This is a genomic window from Nocardia miyunensis NBRC 108239 (assembly GCF_001613065.1).
Lineage (GTDB): Bacteria > Actinomycetota > Actinomycetes > Mycobacteriales > Mycobacteriaceae > Nocardia > Nocardia miyunensis.
This window is the reverse complement of record NZ_BDBQ01000048.1, coordinates 140,712-154,591: the sequence shown is the minus strand read 5'-3', so window position 1 is coordinate 154,591 and position 13,880 is coordinate 140,712. Positions and strand designations below refer to the sequence as shown.

The following is a 13,880-nucleotide window of genomic DNA, read 5'->3' as shown; positions in this document are numbered from 1 at the left end:
CCTCCCGCCGGGTCGTCGGCACCGTGAACACCGGTATCACCAGCTATCCGAACAGCGTCTCCTCGACTCCGGACGGTTCGCAGTTCTGGGTGGGAAATCTCGACGGGAGCGTCGCGGTCGTCGATTCGCATACCGGTGCGCTGGTTCGAATCCTGAAGCCGGGAAAGATCACTCTGGATGTGACGTTCTCGCCCGACGGGCGGCTCGCCTACGTCCCGACGACGCCTTTCTCCTCGCCGGCGCCGAATGCCAACGGCGCCTTGACCGCGTTCGGTCCGATGGTGAGCGGGAACTATCACACGGGTCCGGGTGAGGTCGCCGTGTACGACACCCGCAGCTCGAGCCTGGTGAAGAGCTTTGCCACCGGTGGGGTTCCCTCGCCGGTCGTGATCCCACCGGGGCCGTTCCACGACTAGCGCCGCACCCGAAGCCCGCGGCCCGGCAGTGACTGCCGGGCCGCTGGTCCGGGGCATCTGCGGGATTATGGTCGTTCGCCGCTGTGGCGCAGCAGATTGGTGCGGTAGGTGTACTGGTCGGGCAGGAAATAACCCACCGATAGCTCGACCGGTTCGGCTCGGTCGCTGTACGCCCTGCTCGCATGAATGTTGCCGCGTACGTCCGGCTGGCGGTTCGTGCCAGGCACTGGGGCGGAACGATGCCCAGAGGTGTCCCGACCGTATCTATTTGTGCAGAACGCCATCCGCATACAGCGTGTCCATGTACTCCCGGATCTCGATGACCCTGGAGCTTCGGAACACGAACACGAAACAGTATCGGTTCACGTACTCGCGATCCTTCGATGTCGATGCGCGGCCGACGAATTCGATGACGACGGTCGGATCATGGACATGCACGGCGCGGATGTCGACTTCGAGTCCCGTCGGGAAGCCGGCGGGGAACGTGCGCCGAACGAAACGTTCGATCCGAGCCTTGTCCTTGACACCGGAGATCCCCGGCCAGGACCCGGGAATCACCCAGGTGACATCGTCGTCGAGATAGCCGAGAAAATCGTCCGCCCGGGCGACGTCCACCAGCGATTCGAGGACCGCGACCGCGGACTTCGCCAGCTCCCCGGCCTCCATCACGAGCCCCTGGTCTGCGAAAACCGGCGATCCGGGAAGAGCATGGACGCGACGCTGTTTCGCAGCACCGCCGGCGCCCCGCCGGCGACCACGCTGGCGATCGCATCCCGGTGTATCCGCTGGATCGGATAGTCCAGGGTCACGCCGTATCCACCGTGCAGTTCCAGACTGCTCATCGTCACTTCCGTCATGATCTTGCTCCCGTGCAGCTTCGCCACGGTGACGTCGTGTGCGTCCGGGAACCGGCCCTCCCGAGCCGTCGCGCCCGCCCGATATGCCAGCATGCGCTGCGCCTCGATCTTGACCCACATGTCGGCGATGCTGTGATAGACCGACTGGAACTCGATGATCGGCCGGCCGAAGGACTCTCGCTTCTGCGCGAACGTCACCGCCTCGTCGTAGGCTGCTTCCGAGATGCCCAGGCAGAGGGCCGAATTGTGCAGGCGCTCCATGTTGAACGCCGACATCAGCCAACCGAACTGCCCGGCCCCGACGATCAGGTTCTCCTTCGGCACCCGGACGTCCTCGAACCGGACGTCACCGTGGGGGATACCGCGGTCACCGACGAATTCCGGTCCCGGAGTGGAGGTCACGCCGGCCCGGTCGGCTTCGATGACGAGGGCACCGACGCCCTTCGGCCCGGGAATGTCGTCGAAGCGCACGAAGGTCGCATACAGCTCGTTCACGCCCGAGCCGGTGATGAACGCCTTGGTTCCGTTGACGACATACTCGTCGCCGTCCAGGACCGCGGTCGCCTCGAGATACGTGAGGTCGGAGCCGTGTTCGGGCTCGGTCAGGGCGATCGCGCAGCCCAGCTCTCCCTGCACGACCTGCGGCAGGTACTTCTGCCGCATGGCTTCATGGCCCAGCAGGATCATCGAGGCGCCCGGTCCGGTAGTGCAGAACAGCGGCTCCGGACCGATCCACGTCTGGCTCATGCGCAGAATGGACGACACCGCGATCACGTAGTCCAGAGCAGTGCCACCCTGGCCTCCGTACTCCTTCGGCATCGTGAGGCCGAGCAGGCCGGCCTCTTTCATGCGGGCGCACACCTCTTTGTAGGGCGCGAGGTTGTCCCGGTCCCACTTCGCGCCGTCCGCACGTAGTTCACGCCCGACCGCGAGCGCCTTCTGCCGCAGCGCTTCCTGCTCGGGATTCAACGTGAACATTCCACCACGCTCGTCGACGGCGGTCATGACACATCCACCTCGGTGTTCGTATGATCGATGGTCTTCATAGTTCGTAACGGCCTTTCCTTGCTCCGGGCCGGCACAGGGCCGGACGCGCATCGAATCGTGTCAGCAGGGTCAGCGGAAGTCCTTCCAGTGACCATGCGGCGTCCACCCCAGCGCGAAGGGGAGTTCGATACGGCAGATCGGGCCCTTGGTGATGTCGTAGGTGTCGAAAATCTGGAACTCGCCGCGGTTCTCGGCCCACCACGACACCGGAACGATCACGTATCCGTCGCCCTCGGCCGAGTCCTTCGAACGGGGAGCGAAGGTCGCTTCCAGCACCGCCGCGGGCTCGTCGTGCCGGATCTCGTACACCTGTTCGCTCAGGCTGTGCATGTCGGTGACCACCAGGCTGTTCATCGACATCCCGCCCCGCTTGACGCGGCCGCCGACCTGGAAGCCCCACCGGTAGCCCTTGCCGTAGAAGCGCTCGTCGACCTTGGGGAGTTCGGAGGGGCGATCCGAAAGCTGCTCGGACTTCGAGGCTCCGGTCTCCAGATCGATCGTCCAGCGGCCCAGGTGGCTCTTGGAGACGCTGAAGAACAGCGCCACATCGTCGCCCTGGGCGAAGTCCTGCTCGAACGGGAACGGCGGCCGGTTGAAGATCGGCCCGTCCAGGGTCAGCTTGTTACCCTCGACGTTCGCGCTCATCGTGTGCATGATGTACTGAGGCTCGAGATCCGTTGTGATCCAGCGGATCTCGCCCTGCAGGTCGTGGCGCGGGATGAGCGCCAGCACGATCGGCAGGTGCGTTTCCCAGCCGAACACGCCCAGCCCCTTGTCGATACGCTTGGGGCTCGCAGTGAAGGGCTGGAAGGGCATGACCACCCATTCCGGCGTCAGCCAGATGTCGTGGGCGACCGTGTTGTACGGGCCATCCCAGATGTCGCGCGACTCGACCAGACCGGACGGGTGCACGAAATGCATTGTCAGGTAGGGCTGTTCATCGCGGTAGGTCCAGCCGTACAGGACGCCGGTGTCGGGATCCCACTTCGGGTGCGCCGTGAAACTCGCATCACCGAAGGCGGACTTGCCGTGGAAGCCGCCGCTGAGCTGCGGTGACCAATTCACGATGCCCTTGGTCTCCAGCGTGATGGGGTCCAGCGCGATCGGCGCGCCGCCCTGCTCCCCCGCGGCGACCATCTCACCGGCGAACGGGAAGATGTTGACGTTGTTGGTTCCCTGCGGAACTCCCTGGTTGTACTGGTCGCGACGCACACAGCCCCAGCCGAAGTCACGCCAGTCGCGGAAGTCGCCGTCGCTCAGCTCGAACATGCCGCGCTGGTACTTCTCTTCGAGCAGGTACTTCGGGGTGCGGACCCACCGGTTCCGGAAGTCGGCCCTGCCGTTCTCGAACACCAGACCCTGGATCATGCCGTCCATGCCGAGCACCGGGTTGTTGCCCTGACGCGTCGGGCGCTTCCATGTCGGCCCGGCGCGGTAGAACCCTCCGGCAAGGTCTTTGGGAATCTCGCCTTCGGTGACGATGCACTCCTCGATCGTGGCCTCGAAACGCATGGGGCGGAAGGGGCCACGAAGCGAAGTCTCATCGGGGATCGGATAACCCATCTCAGTCTTCTCCTCGGTTCAGGATGCGGTGGCTCCGGAACAGTCCGGTCGGACGCCGACACCGCACGGCGTCTCACGACCTAGCGTAGCAAGTCAACGGATGTTTTGTGAACGATCATTTCCATACTTCATAAAATTGCCGTTTTACGTGGGTCTTCTGTCGAATGCGTCAAGAAGCGATCACTAGCGGAAGCGCCAATGGCGGATGCCGTGCGAGAGCCCGCCGGAGGTCAGGAACCGGTCCAGATCGGTGGTCGGCGTTCGACGAAGGCCCGCGCACCCTCGGCCGCGTCCGCGCCGGACAGGACCGGACCGGCGAGTTCGGCCTGACGAGCGAACGCCTCGCCGTGTGGCCAGTCTTGCGATTCGTCGAACACGCGCTTGCCGACCTGGACCGACAGTGGCGCGTTGGCCGCGATCGTCGTCGCCAACGCGATCGCGGCCTCTTTTGCGGTGCGGGACGGGACCAGACGATTGACCAACCCGAGTTCGGCGCCACGCTCGGCGGTGATCGGATCTCCCGTCAAGATCATCTCGAGGGCATGGGAACGAGGGATGCGCCGCTGCAGCCGCAGGATGCCGCCACCGACCGCCAGCAGCCCGTACTTCACTTCGGGCAACGCGAAGCGGGCACCCGCCTCGGCCACGATCAGGTCACATGCCAGCGCCAGCTCGAAGCCGCCGCCGAGCGCCTGCCCGTGCACTGCCGCGATCATGGGTTTCGCCGGGGGGCGTTCGAGCATTCCGTAGCCGCCACGGCGCTCGGTGATGGGCAGCCTGCCGGTGGCGTGATATGCCTTCAGATCGGTGCCGGCACAGAAACTCCTGCCCTCACCCGCCAGCACGCCGACAGAGATCTTGTCGTTGCCGTCCACCTCATCCATCGCCTCGGCCAGAGCCTCGGCGGTCGGGCCGTCCACCGCGTTGTGGACGTCCGGGCGATCGAGCGTGACGACCGCGACGCGATCCACGAGTTCGAATCGGACACTCATGGTCATCTTCCTTTTCCGAGCCGGCGATGGAACACCCCGAACATGCTCGGCGAACGGCGCCACAGAGGCCGGCATACATCGACTCGCGAGACCCGACGGATTTCGAGTCATACCGTCGCAAATACTAGAGCGGTAGCCCACATCGGGTCAATGATCACACACAGTGACTATCGAAATCACTGTTGTACAAGCATTTATATCCTGATACCCGTAGAGAAAGAATGTGAGTGATCATTCACCTGGCGATTGACGCGGGGGGTGCTGTGTAGTACCTTCGTGACGTACGGCACGCTCCTGACCGCTGCCGGACGGGTCCCCCGCCTGCTGGGTGCCTGAGGATGCCGCGATCAGTCGGCGTGCGCCGAGTCGGTGACGCGTAGAGATGCCAGACCCGTCAGAGCGATATCGGCCAGGATCCTTTCGAAGTCCGGCGACGCCGTTCCGGAGCGCGGATGCCAGCTATCGGACATGAGCAACGCCCACACCCCCCGAATCGCCGTAATGAGGTCTTCCCGAGTGTTTCCGGGATAGCACCGATCGAGGCAGGCGGCCCATCGGTCGGTGTAGAGGCGTTGCCGCCTCCGGAAGCTCCGCAGATAGCTGCCCGACAACGAGCGCACGTCGAGGGCCCAGAGGGCCGCGAGCTTGTAGTTCTCGGCCGCGAACCGCACATGCGCCCGCACGAGAACCTCCAGATCCTGATGCGGGTCGGGTAACGGTTGCCCGACGTTCATCAGAATCAAATCCGCGGCGTGATCGAACAGCACGCCGAGGATTTCGTCCTTGCTCCCGAAGTGCCGGTAGATCGCCGAGCCCGTCACGCCTGCGCGCTTTCCGAGCTCGGCGACCCCTACGCCATGGAAGCCACGTTCGTAGAACAGGTCCTCCGCGGCCTTCAAAATCTGCTCTTCCCGCTTCATGATGTGATCATATGTTCACATCGCTGAGAAGTGCGGATCGCCTCCGCCGCGAACTCTACCTGCAGATACTGTGAGTTTTTCGCCCGTGAGGAATGATTATTCACAGTACCCGGCACGCGGCGAACGATGCGGGTCAGTAGGACTTCGGTAGACTGAGAGTGTGCTCGGCGATGAAATTGAGCACCATCTCTTTCGACACCGGTCCGATCTTGAGCATTCGCAAGAGGAACCAGTAGTTCGCCAATTGGTACTCGTCCGCAACGCCATTTCCGCCGTGGACCTGAATCGCCGCGTCGAGCGCACGCAGTCCCGCGTCGACGCCCGCGGTCTTGGCGATGTTGGCGCTTTCGGCCGGGTCGAAACCCCCGTCGTAGAGCAGGCAGGCTTTCGCTGTCATCAGTCTCGCGAGCTCGAGGTCGATCTTGGCCTGCGCCAGGGGATGAGCGACACCCTGGTACGCGCCGATGGGAACTCCACGCCAGATGGCCCGCTCCCTCGCGTATCTTGCGGCTTTTTCCAATGCGTAACGCCCCACGCCGGTGCAAATCGACGAGACCAGCAGGCGCTCAGCGTTCATGCCGGCGAATGCCGCACGCATGCCGTGGTGCAGGTCGCCGATTATGCGGTCGGCGCGGACGCGCACATCCTCGAACTGCACGGCGAACTGTCGCTCCGGTATCCGCAGCGCGGTCGGGATGTGCCGGTAGGTGATGCCGTCGCTGGCGGTATCGACGATGAACAGCGTCAGCTTGGCCCGGCCCGACTTCTCGTCGGTGCCCGTGCGAGCCACCACAATCGCATACTGCGCCTCGTCGAAGCCCGATATGTAGTACTTAGCACCGTTGATGATGTAGTCGGCACCGTCGGGCCTCGCCCAGGTGTTGATTGCGAAGGAATTGGTGCCGGCATCCGGCTCGGTAATCGCGAAGGACGTCAGAATCGCCTGCTCGGCAATCGGCCGCAACCACCGCTGTTTCTGCTCGGCGGTCCCGTGCCGGGCCAGTATGATGCCGTTCACGCCGGCGGAGAACACCGCGCTCAACGCGGGTACGCCCGCGGCGGCGGTTTCCTCGACGACCGCGGCCAGTTCGAACAGGCCGGCACCTCCGCCTCCCCACTCCGCTGGGAGGTGGACGCCGAGAAAGCCTGCTGCGGCAAGTTCTTCCCGCAGACTTGCCGGGGCCGCGCCTTCGGAGGTGGTGCGCTGGAAATAATCCGGCCCGTACTTGCGCGAGATCGCCGCGACAGACTCGCGTAGCAGCCGTTCTTCCTGGCTCGGCTGCAGCGGAAGCGAGGGCGCCGCGATCGGCGTCCGGGCATCGGTGGTAATCGCAGACACGTCATTACCTCGGCTTTCAGGATTCGGCCCGCGGCATCACCGCGTCAGGCGGCATCCGGGCCACGCCGACCGAAAATGTCTCCACGTCGGGATGTCAACGATCGTTCACTATACCGATCCGTACCGATCGCCGATACCTACGATCGATGGCCCCGTGCGGGACCCGCCGTCCGAGTGTGAGTCAGGGGTCGTTCACAGTGACCCGAGGTTGGTCGAGAGGCGGATATCAGCGTCCGTAGATCGTCGTGACCATGATGTCGGCGAGGAGGGCGGCCACCGCGTGCGTGTCCTGCACATGCGCTTCGCCCGCGAGCGATCCGGCGATACTGCGTTCAATGGTCCACACGAGTACGGCTGCCAGCTGCGGCGCGGGTGGGCCGGCGACCGCGAGCCCGGCCGCACGGTCGGAGTCGATCGTTGCTTCCACTATCCCGATAATCCGGTCGATGGTCGCGAGATAGGCCTCGCGGAGCCCGGGGCGGTGCGACCATTCGTATATGGCGTTTCGTAGCACGCCGAAGTCCGCGGGATCGAGGTCCAGCCCGTGGATAACGACCGATTCGACCTGGTCGGGGTCGGTGCGGTCGATGGTCGTGAGCCGCATGAATCGAGCGACGATGTTGTCGGCGATCGCCCGGAAGAGCGCCAGGAAGACGTCATCCTTGTTTTCGAAGTAGAAGTAGAACGTGGCCCTGGAGATCTTGGCGTACTCGAGGATCTTGGCGACGCTCAGCTGATCCATCGACTGCTCGGCGAGCAGTGCCCGCGTCCCCTCCAGGATCGTGGTGGCGGTGGCGGAGTCGCCCCCGCCACCGGGGGAGGCGGGCGGTCGCTGGGCCGGCGGTGTGGCGGGTGTGTGTCGTCGCGACGAACGCGACTTCCGGCGGCCAGGTCTTCGGTCGCCGCCGAGCAACTCGCCGTAGACGGCACTCAGGGTTACGTGAATGATCGAATCGACGGCTGACTCGGGGTCGGGTAGCCGGGTGTCGTACGGCCTGGCGCCGACGTAGAAGGAGCGCTCGTAGCCGCAGACCAGAACGGTCGCGATCATCTCCGCGGCGGCTCCGTCCGGGGCGGCGCCGGTTGCCCGCTCATGGGTGATCTCTTCGACGAGGGCGCTCACGAATCGGTCCAGCATCAGCTTCCAGGCCGCCGCGAGCTGCGGTACGACGTGGATGTGTTCGATCACGGCGCAGATCAGTGCGCTGTGCTCGGACCAGATGTCGATCGTATGCCGGAGGTCGACCTCCATGGCGGACCGGTGGGTGAGGCCGAGCTTGGCGTGGATCGGCCCCTCGCTGGCGTCGAGGTCCTCGAGCAGTCGCGCCACCATCGCGGCGACGACGTCGTATTTCGATGCGAAGTAGTGGTAGAAGTTCGCCCGCGACAGCTGCGCGCGGGAGATGATCCGAGCGACGGTGACGTCCTTCAGGGACGATTCCCGCAGCAGCTGCTCGGTCGCCGCGAACACCGCGAGTTCTGCCGCGCCTCGACCGTCGTGCCGTCGAGGACGTTGGCGCGCAACCGAATTGGTGTTCACACTCGGTACCTTAACCTGCTCGTTCGGATACTCTCGGAATTCTTCCTACCAGACAGTTCATACATCCAGTGTAGACAAAGTGTTCAGTGCCACATACGCTGCCTGTAGCGCGCGTCACACGGGCGATGATCTTCGTGCCGGGCGGCGGATTCGGATATCTCGATCCTCGAGGAGGGCCACGATGGGCATCGAAGTGAGCACAGTTGGTGTGACCAAAAGCTTTGGGTCGCAGAATATCTGGCAAGATGTCAGCCTGACGCTGCCGACGGGAGAAGTCAGCGCGCTGCTCGGTCCCTCCGGTACCGGTAAGTCGGTGTTCCTGAAGTCGTTGATCGGTCTGCTGCGCCCCGAGCGTGGCTCGATCTTCATCGATGGCACGGATATCACCACCTGCTCCAACAAGGAGTTGTACGAGATCCGCAAGCTGTTCGGTGTGTTGTTCCAGGACGGCGCGTTGTTCGGGTCGATGAACCTGTACGACAACACCGCGTTCCCGTTGCGTGAGCACACCAAGAAGAGTGAATCCGAGATCAAGAAGATCGTGATGGAGAAGCTCGAGCTCACCGGTCTGCTGGGTGCGGAGAACAAGCTGCCCGGGGAGATCTCCGGTGGTATGCGCAAGCGTGCCGGTCTGGCTCGCGCGTTGGTGCTGGACCCGCAGATCATCCTGGTCGATGAGCCGGACTCGGGTCTGGATCCGGTGCGCACCACGTATCTGGCGCAGTTGCTGATCGATATCAACGCGCAGATCGACGCGACGATCCTGATCGTCACGCACAACATCAACCTGGCCCGGACTGTGCCCGACAACATCGGCATGCTGTTCCGGCGGCGGTTGGTGATGTTCGGCCCGCGTGAGGTGTTGCTCACCTCCGAGGAGCCGGTGGTGGGACAGTTCCTCAACGGCCGCATGGTCGGTCCGATCGGTATGTCCGAGGAGAAGGACGAGGCGCAGATGGCGCGTGAGCAGGCGCTCGCTGACGCCGGCCACTACGACTCGGCCACCGAGGAGATCGAGGGCATCATTCCGCAGATGAAGGCCACGCCCGGCATGCCGGTCCGCCAGGCCGTGGAACGCCGTCGCCGCCGAGTACTGGATATCCTGCACACCCTGCCGCCGACCGCCCAGGAAGCCATCCGGGAGAGTATGAACGCCGAGGGGGCGACCGAGACCTTCGCGCGCTGACACCACCGCACGCAGCCCGCGGAGCCGACCCGGCGCGGCGGGATACGTCAGCGAGGCCGGAGCAGCATTAATCCAACGTATGGCCGGATGCTCTCCGGCTCGCCGCGGCTCGCGCCGGGTCGAATTCTCGGACTCGCGGGTCGCGAATAGATCCTTGATATCAAGGAAAGTCGATCGGTGTATCGCTCATCCCCGATTGCGAGTCGATCGGACGGAATCGCGATGGCCGCGATCGCGACGTCACCGCAGCGTCCCGAGCGACGTCGGCTCGTCGCCGAGCTTGCGCGCGCCTACCGTAACCAGCTTCAAGCTCTGCGGTCACGTCCGACCGACGCAGGCCGAGCACACGCGCAGAGACCGACGGGCGCCGCCGAATGGAATACCGCGACCCGCGGCGAAGACGAACTGGCCACGCGCGGTTCGGGACTCCGGGACAGGACCGGTTCTGGTTCATGTGGCAGGAACTGTCGGTCGGAGCCCTCGGTGCGGTCGTCCTGGCCGATAGTCGCGACTGGAGGACTGTTCTGCCGCCGTGGACTTTTCGAATCGCGCCGGAACCCGTTCATCGTCCAGGCCCCGACGATGACCCCGGTCCGGTGACCGCACTGTCGCTGTGGCGCCGGTGCGGCCCTCACGTCACCGTGGCGCCGGTGCGGCCCTCACGTCACCGTGCCGGTGCCTCCGGGCTCGGTGCGGGCGCCGCCGGAGCCGGTTCGGGAGCGTGTACCGCAGGAGGCGGGCAGAAGATGCCGCAGGGTATCGGGGGAAGGCCGGGGATGACGATCATCGGCGTGGTCGGCTGCGGTGTCGGCGTGGGTGTGTGGGCGGGCGCGGAATCGGCCGGGGTGGACGGCGCCGGGTTCACCGGCGCATCAGTGGTCGCGTCGAGGGATTCGGGAGTGCGTGGCAGTGTGCCGGTCATGACGGAACCGGCGCCGCCGCTGCGGTAGATCGACGCCCAGCTGAGCACATTCTCGGCATAGGCCATCGAGTTGTTGTACCGCAGTACCGCGCGCAGTTCCTGGGCCGGACTACGCAGGTCCAGGCCGCCCGAGCACAGATACTTGCCCGCGGTCAGCGCCGCGTCGAACACGTTGTTGATGTCGGCGCCGGAGTCGGCGTAGATGCGCCAGGTGCTCGGCAGGAACTGCATCGGCCCGACGGCGCGTACATAACCGCCGCTCGCATCCTTGATGACCTCGTTGCCGGGCAGGGTGCCGTTCAGGGCCGGGCCGAGAATCGGGAACCTGGTGGTGCCCGCGGCGTCGGTGTTGCCACCGTCGGCGTGGCCGGATTCGATCCGGCCGATACCGGCCAGCAGCTCCCAGGACAGGCCGCAGTGCGGCTCGATCTGGGCCAGTCGCAGCTCGGCATTCCGGTAGGCGGCCAACACTATTTCGGGAATTCCTCGGACCGCGGGCAGATCCGGGATGTCGTGCTGGGCGACGAGCTGTGGCCCGGCTTGCGCATCCGTTTCGCCCGGCAGCTGCGGGGTGGTCAACATCCTGCCCGCGTGTGGGAGCAACGGGGCAGGCACTTCGGCCGGCACGAATCCCACCGGCGCTTCCGCTGCGGGGCTGGGGGCCGCTGCGGCGAGTGGCGCCGGCACCGAGCGCGTGCCGGTGGCGCCGCTGCTGTTCGACGATCCCGTGGCGGATGACCCTGCCACGAGAATCCCGGCGATGGCGAGCATAGAAACGGTTGCTGGACGAAATGACATCGCATTCACCGACTTCGGATTCCGCGGGGCGCGAACCGTCCGGCCGCCCCACTGCTTTCGGCTGTGATTACCTCGGCCGATGGCCATACAGTCTGTTCAGACTGGGTGATGTACATGCTATATGAACAGTGTGTTCAGTCACAAGGTCTTGTCGGGAATCGGGGCTTCGACCGGGGGATGAGCCGATCGAGTCCGTGGTATCGACGTCGATTGCGCGCGAGGGTTTTCGAGGCCGACGCGGCCCCGATCGACGGCAAAATTAACATACGCTGTGTCGCAAAAATGCGGAATCCGGCGAAAAATCCCGGTAGCATCGCGCGATGTGTACGACACGCGGCTGATTCTGGATGCTCTCGACAAGCACACGATCCCGATCATGGTCGGCTTCGGCCTGGCGATGGTGCTGCAGACGATCGCGATGGTGACCGCGGTGGTGATGACGCGCCGGGAAGGATGGATCTCGATTCCCCTGCCGTGCACCTTCCTGTGGTTCGCGCACGATCTGGGCGTGGTTGTCCGGTTCGACACCTGGTTTCATCGCCTCCATCACTGGTTTTTCGAACTGTTCTGGGTCGGGCTGCTCAGCGCGCTGCTGCTCGAGTGCGTATTCCTGGCGCAGGCCATGAAGTTCGGCCGCAAGGAATACCTCCCCCGGGGGACGCAAGCGCAGTGGAACGCCCTGGTGCTCGCCGGGACGGCGCTGACCGTGGTGTGCTGGGAGTATCTGAAGACCGTCTGGGACGATCCGCTCTATCAGGCGCTGGCCGCGGTGACGTTGTATCTCATCCCGCTGGCCGTGGTTCCGCTGGTGTTACGCCGCAGGTCCGCGATCGCGCAATCGCCGGTGATCTACGGATGTTTCGCGGCCATGGTCGTGCTGTGGTGGGCGGTGACGGCGGGGGCGTACGGGCCGGCCTTCCGCACCTGGCAGTACCTGCTCCTCGGGGTCGCGGCGTTCGTGGCGTTGAGCGCGTTGGCCTGGTGGATCCACCGCCTGCGCCGCGACGGACGCGCCGGAGAGCCGGCGTGGACGCCGGATTCCGCCGACGTCCCGGAGCAGGCCCTTCGGCGGTAGCCGCCCCGATCCGGCCCCACGCTCCATAGAGCCGGTGTATGCCCGGTGGTCAGGCCAGCAGGTACATTCCGGCGGTCACGCCGAGGACCAGGACGCAGTAGCCCTCGAAAAGTGCGAGCAGGGCGAGCGGTGCGTCGCGCAGTTCCATGAAGTATCGGCCGACGAGGCGCATCTTCAGTACCGCGACCAGGAGAATTGTGAGACTTGCCGCGGTTCGGCCGTCACCGCCGAAGCCGTGGCCCGAGCCGATGGCCCAGGACAGCGCGGTTGCCGTGATCAGCAGCAGCCAGATGGCCGTGGTTTTAGTTCGAAGGAGGTTCTGCATGGCTCACCGCACCAGGAAGATCAGGGGGAAGATGACGATCCAGAGCAGGTCGACCATATGCCAGAAGCAGGCCCCGCCCTCGAAAAAAGCCAGTTGCATCTTGCCCAGTTCGGGCTTGCGGGCCAGCACGGACAGCGCGAGCAGTACCGCGAGACCGATGATCAGATGGGCCAGATGCAGTCCCGTCAGAACGAAGTAGTACATGTAGAACGGGTTGGTGTTCGGAGTCTGCCCGGCCGCGATCCTCGCGTGGTATTCGAACGCCTTGACCGCGATGAAGCCCACGCCGCAGGCCATCGCCCCGAACATGAGCGGGGGCGCGAGCCGGCGATGCTCACCGCGCACCGCCCGCACGGCCATGGCCACCAGAAGCGAGCTGATCAGCAGCAGCACCGTGTTCAGCGCGCCGAGATCACGGTTCAGGGTTTCCTGGGCGTGGTCGAAGAGCGCCTTCTGCGGACCGCGGGCGTGCAGGTAGACCCCGAACAGAATGAGGAACACCGTCATATCGCCGAACAGCAGGATCCACAGGCCCGACTCGCCCGGTATGTGTCGTTCCCGCGGGGGCGTTTCGGCCCAGGTGGCCGCCTTGTTGGTCAGGGCGGTCATCGGGTGCCGGCCTTCCTCGCGCGACCGGTGTCGCGGACGTGTGCCATGGGATTCCTCCAGCTGGTCTCCGGGGCGCTCATGGCCCACTATTTGAGATGCTATGTATCAAATCGTAGTGGGTGGGTCTCTGTTGCGTCAATCACACCGAAGCCTTGACATGAGGCGCGACACATGTGCATTCTATTGTGAGACGCTGAATATCAATTCATGACACGTGCGGTGATCAGCGTAAACGCCGTGTCCGGGCCCCGGTCGGAGAGTGAACCGAGCCGGCGACCATAGATAGTAGAG

General features: G+C 64.8%; 14 protein-coding genes. 3 read left to right on the top strand and 11 right to left on the bottom strand.

Going from position 1 to position 13,880, the window contains the following annotated elements; translation table 11 throughout:
* The coding region (locus NM2_RS21430; RefSeq protein ID WP_439956904.1) for a hypothetical protein at window positions 1–416 on the top strand (416 nt) is incomplete at its 5' end.
* A 65-nt stretch (window positions 417–481) separates the two neighbouring features.
* Here NM2_RS21430 and NM2_RS49180 read toward each other — a convergent pair.
* The 8 genes from NM2_RS49180 to NM2_RS21395 all read right to left on the bottom strand — a co-directional run bounded on the left by NM2_RS49180 (window position 482) and on the right by NM2_RS21395 (window position 8,674).
* Window positions 482–643, bottom strand: coding sequence for a hypothetical protein (locus NM2_RS49180; protein ID WP_369690327.1), 162 nt, complete (start codon window positions 641–643; stop codon window positions 482–484).
* Between the two features lie 37 nt (window positions 644–680).
* Window positions 681–1,082 carry a nuclear transport factor 2 family protein gene (locus tag NM2_RS21425; protein WP_067671578.1) on the bottom strand — a complete coding sequence of 134 codons (402 nt, stop codon included), beginning with the start codon at window positions 1,080–1,082 and terminating at the stop codon, window positions 681–683.
* Window positions 1,082–2,278 (bottom strand): acyl-CoA dehydrogenase family protein, encoded by a 1,197-nt coding sequence (locus NM2_RS21420; protein WP_245718147.1) that lies wholly within the window; start codon window positions 2,276–2,278, stop codon window positions 1,082–1,084. The genes NM2_RS21425 and NM2_RS21420 overlap by 1 nt, the downstream gene beginning before the upstream one ends.
* Window positions 2,279–2,389: 111 nt before the next feature.
* Entirely contained in the window at window positions 2,390–3,883 is a 1,494-nt protein-coding gene (locus tag NM2_RS21415) for a carotenoid oxygenase family protein (RefSeq protein WP_067671575.1), read from the bottom strand.
* A gap of 230 nt (window positions 3,884–4,113) precedes the next feature.
* The gene (locus NM2_RS21410) at window positions 4,114–4,875 is read right to left on the bottom strand and encodes a crotonase/enoyl-CoA hydratase family protein (protein WP_369690326.1); all 762 of its coding nucleotides are present in this window, start codon (window positions 4,873–4,875) and stop codon (window positions 4,114–4,116) included.
* A 347-nt stretch (window positions 4,876–5,222) separates the two neighbouring features.
* Window positions 5,223–5,795, bottom strand: coding sequence for a TetR/AcrR family transcriptional regulator (locus tag NM2_RS21405; RefSeq protein WP_067671570.1), 573 nt, complete (start codon window positions 5,793–5,795; stop codon window positions 5,223–5,225).
* Window positions 5,796–5,928: 133 nt separating this feature from the next.
* Window positions 5,929–7,134: an acyl-CoA dehydrogenase family protein gene (locus tag NM2_RS21400; RefSeq protein WP_369690325.1), complete on the bottom strand. Its 1,206-nt coding sequence runs from the start codon at window positions 7,132–7,134 to the stop codon at window positions 5,929–5,931.
* A 226-nt stretch (window positions 7,135–7,360) separates the two neighbouring features.
* Window positions 7,361–8,674, bottom strand: coding sequence for a TetR/AcrR family transcriptional regulator (locus NM2_RS21395; protein ID WP_067671567.1), 1,314 nt, complete (start codon window positions 8,672–8,674; stop codon window positions 7,361–7,363).
* Window positions 8,675–8,855: 181 nt separating this feature from the next.
* Between NM2_RS21395 and NM2_RS21390 the strand changes: the two genes are divergently transcribed.
* A complete protein-coding gene (locus tag NM2_RS21390) occupies window positions 8,856–9,860 on the top strand; it encodes an ABC transporter ATP-binding protein (RefSeq protein WP_067671564.1) in 1,005 nt (334 codons plus the stop codon).
* 664 nt (window positions 9,861–10,524) lie between these two features.
* On the opposite strand, the gene NM2_RS21385 is transcribed toward NM2_RS21390, so the two are convergent.
* Window positions 10,525–11,418 (bottom strand): lytic transglycosylase domain-containing protein, encoded by an 894-nt coding sequence (locus tag NM2_RS21385; RefSeq protein ID WP_439956903.1) that lies wholly within the window; start codon window positions 11,416–11,418, stop codon window positions 10,525–10,527.
* A 484-nt stretch (window positions 11,419–11,902) separates the two neighbouring features.
* On the opposite strand from NM2_RS21385, the gene NM2_RS21380 reads away from it, so the two are divergent.
* Entirely contained in the window at window positions 11,903–12,655 is a 753-nt protein-coding gene (locus tag NM2_RS21380) for a hypothetical protein (RefSeq protein WP_067671558.1), read from the top strand.
* Window positions 12,656–12,704: 49 nt separating this feature from the next.
* Here the strand turns inward: NM2_RS21380 and NM2_RS21375 are convergent, their stop codons facing one another.
* Both NM2_RS21375 and NM2_RS21370 read right to left on the bottom strand, forming a co-directional pair.
* Window positions 12,705–12,980 carry a cytochrome C oxidase subunit IV family protein gene (locus tag NM2_RS21375; protein ID WP_067671555.1) on the bottom strand — a complete coding sequence of 92 codons (276 nt, stop codon included), beginning with the start codon at window positions 12,978–12,980 and terminating at the stop codon, window positions 12,705–12,707.
* Between the two features lie 3 nt (window positions 12,981–12,983).
* Window positions 12,984–13,589, bottom strand: a complete 606-nt coding sequence (locus NM2_RS21370; protein ID WP_067671552.1) for a cytochrome c oxidase subunit 3 — start codon at window positions 13,587–13,589, stop codon at window positions 12,984–12,986.
* Between the last annotated feature and the right edge of the window lie 291 nt (window positions 13,590–13,880).